Annotated in this window: 7 protein-coding genes; 2 read left to right on the plus strand and 5 right to left on the minus strand. The window is 68.0% G+C overall.

The features are described from left to right. Position 1: 1 nt before the first annotated feature. Both ACTIFU_RS10065 and ACTIFU_RS10070 read right to left on the minus strand, forming a co-directional pair. The gene (locus ACTIFU_RS10065; protein WP_439578171.1) at positions 2-835 is read right to left on the minus strand and encodes a carbohydrate ABC transporter permease; all 834 of its coding nucleotides are present in this window, start codon (positions 833-835) and stop codon (positions 2-4) included. 180 nt (positions 836-1,015) lie between these two features. Further along, positions 1,016-2,293 carry an ABC transporter substrate-binding protein gene (locus ACTIFU_RS10070; protein ID WP_439578172.1) on the minus strand — a complete coding sequence of 426 codons (1,278 nt, stop codon included), beginning with the start codon at positions 2,291-2,293 and terminating at the stop codon, positions 1,016-1,018. A 326-nt stretch (positions 2,294-2,619) separates the two neighbouring features. Between ACTIFU_RS10070 and ACTIFU_RS10075 the strand changes: the two genes are divergently transcribed. After that, complete coding sequence (locus tag ACTIFU_RS10075; protein WP_439578173.1) at positions 2,620-3,411, plus strand: HpcH/HpaI aldolase family protein; 792 nt, start codon at positions 2,620-2,622, stop codon at positions 3,409-3,411. Positions 3,412-3,453: 42 nt separating this feature from the next. Here the strand turns inward: ACTIFU_RS10075 and ACTIFU_RS10080 are convergent, their stop codons facing one another. Together ACTIFU_RS10080 and ACTIFU_RS10085 are read right to left on the minus strand one after the other, a co-directional pair. Further along, a complete protein-coding gene (locus ACTIFU_RS10080; RefSeq protein WP_439578174.1) occupies positions 3,454-4,158 on the minus strand; it encodes an RraA family protein in 705 nt (234 codons plus the stop codon). Positions 4,159-4,255: 97 nt separating this feature from the next. Further along, a complete protein-coding gene (locus tag ACTIFU_RS10085; protein WP_439578175.1) occupies positions 4,256-5,131 on the minus strand; it encodes an MBL fold metallo-hydrolase in 876 nt (291 codons plus the stop codon). A 122-nt stretch (positions 5,132-5,253) separates the two neighbouring features. On the opposite strand from ACTIFU_RS10085, the gene ACTIFU_RS10090 reads away from it, so the two are divergent. After that, on the plus strand, positions 5,254-5,781 hold the full coding sequence (locus ACTIFU_RS10090) for a rhodanese-like domain-containing protein (protein WP_439578176.1): 528 nt from the start codon (positions 5,254-5,256) through the stop codon (positions 5,779-5,781). Here ACTIFU_RS10090 and ACTIFU_RS10095 read toward each other — a convergent pair. After that, a partial coding sequence (locus ACTIFU_RS10095) for a dimethylarginine dimethylaminohydrolase family protein (protein ID WP_439578177.1) occupies positions 5,778-6,444 on the minus strand: 667 nt, incomplete at its 5' end. The two genes, ACTIFU_RS10090 and ACTIFU_RS10095, sit on opposite strands and share 4 nt — an antisense overlap.

A 6,444-nucleotide genomic window follows, 5' to 3' on the forward strand; every position in this document is an offset into this window, starting at 1 on the left:
CTCACACCATCTCCCGTGTGCGCCGTGTGACACCGCGCAGGATGAAGAACGCTGCTACTGCAAGCACCGGCAGCATGAACAGCGACACCGCAGCTCCGCGCGGCAGATGGCCCGAGAGGATACCGACCTGGGCGGCATAGGTGGCAAACAGGTGCGTGGTGTCGCGCGGGCCGCCATTCGTGAGCACGCGGACGATGTCGTAGTTCGCGAACGTCACGATCATGCTGAACAGCACGGTGATGCTGATGATGTTCCGCATCATCGGCAGAGTGACGTAGAAGAGCTTCTGGGTGCCGGTCGCCCCGTCGATCGCGGCCGCCTCATAGAGCTGCTCCGGCACGGACTTCAGCGCCGCGAGATACATGATCATGAAGAACGGGGCGCCGTACCAGACATTCACGGTTATCACCGCGATGCGCGCCCACCAGGGATGGCCAAGCCAGGGCACATCGGGGAAGCCGAAGACATTGATGATCCAGTTGATCGACGAGTAGCTCGGATCAAACATCCACCACCAGCCAAGCGTGGAGAGCGCCGGCGGGATCACCCATGGCACCAGCAGCATGCCGCGCCACTTGCGCTGGCCGCGCACTGGCAGGTGGTGCAGCATGTGCGCCAGCCAGAACCCGATCAGCGCCTTGAGCAGCACCGCGGTGATGGCGAAGAAGCAGGACTGCCACGCCACCATCCAGAACGTCTCGGACTCGATCATGAACATGTAGTTGTCGAACCCGACAGACGCCGTCATCCGCCGGTTCAGCGTCGACAGATAGAGGGCATAGGCCGCCGGCCAGGCGACCAGCCCGGCAATGATCAGGATCAGCGGCAAGGTCATGACGAATGCGATCGTCGTCCGCCGCCGCGACAGCCGCTCGAGCGACGAGACCCCGGGCGTACGCGCAGGGCGCGCCGCTCCGGGGGCAGTGATGGCCTGCGCAGACCCGTCAGGAGCCATCGTCAGCGTCTCCGAGCATGGGCGCCGGCCCGCACAAAGCTCGGCGCCCGATCCCTCGGCTCATCCGCGCGCGAAGGCACGCAGCTCGCGCTCCGCCCAGGCGAGGGCCTGGTCGATCGTCTGCCCGCCCTGCGAGATGCGGGCGATCAGGCCGGTGTTGAGGCCCTGGTTGTAGGCCTGCACCGCGATCTCCGGCGGGGCCGGCGCGAAGGCGACGGCGGTCTTGGCGTTGTGGTGCGGCTTCAGCGGATAGTTGTACACCACGCCGACCGGCGGACCTTCGGTCTTCCACACATTGAAGTCGTTCATGCTGAGGAACGGCGGGATATCGTAGCCAGCGCTGGTCGAGGTCTGCTTGTCGGCCGACTCGCGCTGCGAGAGGAACTCGAGCAACCCCTTCGCTGCCGTCTGGTTGCGGCTGAAGTTCCAGATGCCCCAGAAATACGGCAGGTAGGGAACGAACCGGCCTTCGGGTCCGGACGGCATCGGGAACGTCCACTGCTGGTCGTGGCCCGCCATGTTGTCGCGCCGTGCCACCGCCCAGGCCGACGGTGGGTTGAAGATCAGCGCCGACCGGCCGCCCTGGATCGCACGGTTGTTCGCTGCATCGTCCCACGCCCAGACATCGTTCGGGACGAACTTCATCAGCTTCACGAGGTATTCGACCGCGGCGAGCAGCTTCGGATTGTTGCGCACCGTCGGCTTGCCGTCCTCGTCCAGCATGGATGCGCCAAAGCTCGAGAACAGGCACCCCACCCAGTCCACCGAGTCACTGAAGTTGCTCATCGGCAGGCCGAACGGCACGCCGGCGGCATGGCACTTCTCGGCGGCGACCAGGAACGCGTCCCAGTTCCAGGCGTCGGCACCGGGGCCGGCGCGGTCCTCGGCCGGCCACATCGCCCGCACGTCGAGCCCGGCATGCTCCCTGAGCTGGTCGATCCGCCCGAGGCAGGGCTTCATCTGGGTGCCCGAGACGGCCGGGACCGCGATCCACTTGCCGTCGCGCTTGGCGAGGTACTCGGCGGCGTCCGCGACCCTGCCGTACTTCGCGGTCAGCCTGGCCATGACGTCATCGACGGGCACGAGCTGATCGGCATAGGCCGCCGGATACCAGGTCGGGAAGGACAGGATGTCGTGGCCCGACCGGCTCTGCGCCTGCGCGGCGATGGTCAGGATGTTCTGCCGGCCCGAGGAGGTGATGAAGTCGACCTGAACGTCGACCCGCTCGCGCTGCCCCCACTCCGCGCAGAGCTCGCGCAGCGCGCCATTGCCGGCGGGCACCCAGTGGTCCCAGAAGCCGCAGCGCAGCGTCGTGCGCGGCTGACCGTGCACATTCACCAGCGGCAATGCTGCCGCGGCCGAACCGGCTGCGCCGGCCCTCAACAGTGAACGACGGGAAACAACTTGCCTCGCCATGCTTCTCTCCTTCCTTGGCTCCCTCGCCGGCGGCCTGGCCTCGGCACGCGATCAACGTCGCGCCACCCGCCCGGCTCTCCCCGCGCGGGGGACTGTATCGGTGATGTCTCAGCCCCGCAATCGCTTCCATGCATGCCAGAAACGGCCCGCGAGGGCTTGGCGGCTCCGTGGCGATGGGCTCAGATGCATCGCCTTTCGCGGGGTCCGGCGCCCGGACCCCGCGTCACCGACATCCAGGGAGGACGCGCGTGCGCGCAAACAGGATCCGCGAGATCTGGGCTTCCGGCGGCCACGCCGTGAACGGCTGGTTGGGCATCCCGCACGGCGTCGCCGCCGAGGCGATGGTGCAGGGCGGTTGGGACAGCCTGACCGTCGATCTCCAGCACGGCCTCGTCCATTACGATACCGCCGTCGGCATGCTGCAGGCGATCTCGACCAGCCCGATCACGCCGCTCGCGCGCGTGCCCTGGAACGAGCCGGGCATCATCATGAAGATGCTGGATGCCGGCTGCTTCGGCATCATCTGCCCGATGGTGAGCTCGCGCGAGGAGTGCGAGCGCTTCGTCCAGGCCTGCCGCTACCCGCCCAAGGGCTACCGCAGCTTCGGCCCGACGCGTGCGAACTGGTACGCAGGCGCCGACTACTGGAAGAACGCCAACGAAACGGTCATCACCTTCGCAATGATCGAGACCAAGGGCTCGCTCGACAACCTCGATGCGATCCTGTCCACGCCTGGGCTGGACGCGATCTATGTCGGTCCGGCCGACCTCGCGCTCGCGATCGGCGAGCAGCCCGTGGGCGACCCGACCAGCGAGAAGACGATGGGCGAGATCAAGCGGGTGGTCGAGACGGCGAAGAAGCACGGCGTGGTCGCGGGCATCCATACCGCGAGCCCCGAGGGCGCGAAGCGCATGTTCGGGCTCGGCTACCAATTCGCGACCGTGCTCGCAGACACCGCCCTGCTCGTGAATGCAGCCAAGGCGGCCGTGTCCGCGGCCAAGGGCACGGGAACAGCGGCGAAGGGTTCCGGACCCTACTGAGGCCGGTCCAGCGCGGGCGGAACTCCCGCCCGCGCCTGCGGCTCAGTGGATTTCCGCCATCTTGGCGAGCGCCTCGCGCAGCTGCGCGATGCCGAAGCCCGGCGCCTTGGCGGCGTCCAGGATCACCTTCTCGCGCCGCGCGCCGAGATCGACCGCGCCCGGCACCTTGGCCGCGACGTCGTTTGGAATCACCACCGCGCCGTGACGATCGGCATGGATGAGCTCGCCGTCATGCACGGTCATGCCGTGGATGCTCACGGTCGTGCCCACCGCCACCACATGGACGAACGCATGGCTCGGGTTGATCATCCCCGCGATCATCGGGAAACCCTTGGCCATCATCGACAGATCACGGATCGAGCCGTTCGTCACGCAGCCGACCACGCCGAGCCCCTTGTGCACGGTGGTCTGCACCTCGCCCCAGAACGCGCCGGTACCGGGCGTGGAATCGAGGTCCTGGATCACCGAGACGTTCGGCCCCGGCTCGGCCGTCGCGACGTGCTCGTAGTAGGTGACGCGCAGCAGGTTGCGCTCGGCCGGGCTCATCGCGGCGGGGCTCTCGGCGCGGATCATCGCGGTGCGGGCGTAGCCGACGAAGATCGCGTCGGGGTTGTCGTTGTGCACGAACGGCTTGGTGGTGAACCGGATCAGCTGCCGCGGCGAGACGAGCTCCTCGAGCGCGTTGCAGATCGTCGGCGTATCGATCTTGCCGAGAGCGTCGAGAAGGGCCTTGTCGTGCGCGGTCATGCGGTTTCCTCCGTCAGGCGAGGCCCGCACCGTGCACCGGCAGCGGCGCGCCGTCGAGCCCCGCGCGGGGAGAATCCGACGTCGTTGCGGAGACCGCTCAGAGCCGGTTCACCGGAACCTTCAGATAGACGTTGCCGTCCTCCTCGGGTGGGGGCATCCGGCCCGCGCGCATGTTGACCTGGATCGAGGGGATGATCAGCGCCGGCATCTTCAGCGTCCTGTCGCGCGCCTCGCGCATCGCCACGAATTCGTCCTCGGTGATGCCGTCGCGGACATGCACGTTGCCGGAACGTTCCTCCGCCACCGTGGTCTCCCAGGCATAGTGGTCGCGCCCCTTGGCCTTGTAGTCGTGGCAGAGGAACAGTCGGGTCGTCGTCGGCAGGGATAGCACCCGCCGGATCGAGCGGTAGAGCGTGCGCGCATCGCCGCCCGGGAAGTCGGCCCGCGCCGTGCCGTAGTCGGGCATGAACAGCGTATCGCCGATGAACGCGGCATCGCCGATCACGTAGGTGGAGCAGGCAGGGGTGTGGCCCGGGGTGTGCAGCACGCGCACGGTCAGGTTGCCGAGCGGGAACGTCTCCTCGTCCTCGAACAGCCGGTCGAACTGGCCGCCATCGGGGTTGAGGTCGGTCGCATGGAAGATCGGCCGGAACACCTCCTGCACCTCGACGATGCGCCGGCCCATGCCGATCGGCGCGCCGGTGCGGTCCTTCAGATAGGGGGCGGCAGACAGGTGGTCGGCATGCGCGTGCGTCTCGAGAATCCAGGCGGCCCGCACCCCCTCCTCCGCCGCTCCGGCCAGGATCTGGTCGGCGAAGGCGGTGTCGGTACGGCCCGCGGCCGCGTCGTAGTCCAGCACGGAGTCGATGATCGCCGCGTCCTTGGTCGTCGGATCCCATACGAGATGGGCCGCCGTATTGGTCGGCTCATGGAAGAAGCTGCGGACCTCGGGGCGGTTCGGACGTGCTGTCATGGCTGACTCCCCTTATATTCATTGATATGAAGGTAAGGGTCGGGCTAGCATGCCGTCAAGGAAAGGCGCGGTAGCCCGGGCAACCGTAACACGCCTCGCGGCGGCTGCGCGAAGGAGGCATGATGGCCCAGTTCATCGACCCCGCCACGCTGAACCGCCGCCTGGATGAGCGCACCGCGGTGCTGATCGACATCCGCGACCCAGATGAGTATGCGCGCGAGCACATCCGAGGTGCGAGGCTCGTGCCGCTCGCCGCCTGGGATCGCCACGATCTCGATGCCGAGGCCGGCAAGGCGGTGGTGTTCACCTGCCGCGGCGGGAACCGCACGACCGCGAATGCCGCCCGGCTGTTCGCGCGCGCGTTTCCCGAGGCCTATCTGCTGAAGGGCGGCATCGAGGCCTGGAAGGCGGCGGGCCTGCCGGTGCATCGCGATCCGACGGCCCCGCTCGAGCTCCAACGACAGGTCCAGATCGCTGTCGGCACCATGATCCTGCTTGGCTTCGTGCTGGCCTGGCTGGTCTCGCCCTGGTTCCTGGCGCTGGCCGCGTTCGCCGGCGCCGGCCTGGTGTTCGCCGGCATCACCGGATTCTGCGGCATGGCGCGCCTGCTCGCGGCCCTGCCGTGGAACCGTCCGCGGCTGGCCGGCTAGATCGGGTCGCGCACCAGCGGCGCGGTCGAGCAGTGGATGCCGCCGCCGCCCTGATAGACCGCGCTGTAGGGCACGATCCGCACGCTGATCCCCGCCTTGTCCAACGCCTCGGCCGTGTAGGGGCTGACCGCATCCGCCATGAGCACGCGGCCGGGTGCCACCGCGAGGCAGTTGATGGTCCACACCGGATCGTCGGGGTGCACCTCGATGGTGCGGATCTTCATCTCCTTGAGCTTTTCGAGAAACCAGAACGGCAGCTGAACCGGGTTGATGATCGCGGTGTCCACGTCGATCATGACGAAGGCGCCGTCGATGTGCAGGCGATAGCCGGTCAGGTGCACGCGCAGCAGTTCCACGCCCTGTACGCGCAGCACGTCCTCGACCTGGTCGGCCCCCGCCTCGTTCACGCGTGACGAGAGGCCGACCACCGCGACCTTGGGCGTGATGAAGGCGAAGGAGCCCCCCTCCATGATGCCGGTGCCGTGCACGGTGCGCAGGATCGGCATGCCGAGGCGGGCCAGAGTCTCGGTCGCCGGCGCCTCCTCGCCGCGGCGGATCGGCGCGCCCATTCGGCAGACGATCGCCCCGCCATCGACCGCGATCACCTGGTCGCGCGTGTAGACCGACTTCATCTTGCCCGGCGCGCAGCGGTCGAGGAACACG

The sequence above is a fragment of the Elioraea sp. genome (assembly GCF_051860475.1).
Classification (GTDB): domain Bacteria; phylum Pseudomonadota; class Alphaproteobacteria; order Acetobacterales; family Acetobacteraceae; genus Elioraea.